This is a genomic window from Paraburkholderia sp. SIMBA_053 (assembly GCF_046534895.1).
GTDB lineage: Bacteria > Pseudomonadota > Gammaproteobacteria > Burkholderiales > Burkholderiaceae > Paraburkholderia > Paraburkholderia caledonica.
Genome location: NZ_JAWRXU010001826.1, coordinates 1 through 233 on the forward strand (window position 1 = coordinate 1; position 233 = coordinate 233).

Genomic DNA, 233 nt, shown 5'->3' on the forward strand with positions numbered 1-233 from the left:
TTCGAGCAGATCGCCTTCGCCGTCGTTCGAATTTTCCGCGACCATCGCGCCGTGCAGATCGAGCATCACAGCGTCGCATCCGTTTGTGGCTGCAACGATTGCATCGCAGATCGCGTCGTAGGCCGCAGCGTCGACGGGTCCGCTCGGGTTCGCCGCCGCGGACACGGGCGTCACGATCTGCGCGCCCTCGCGCGCGGCGGCGTCGATGAACGCGGCCATCGCGGTCTGCATGC

The 233-nt window shown here is 67.4% G+C and carries 1 protein-coding gene; it reads right to left on the minus strand.

The features are described from left to right. Positions 1–233: M81 family metallopeptidase (locus SB753_RS41825; RefSeq protein WP_410805790.1), on the minus strand; the 233-nt coding region annotated here is incomplete at both ends.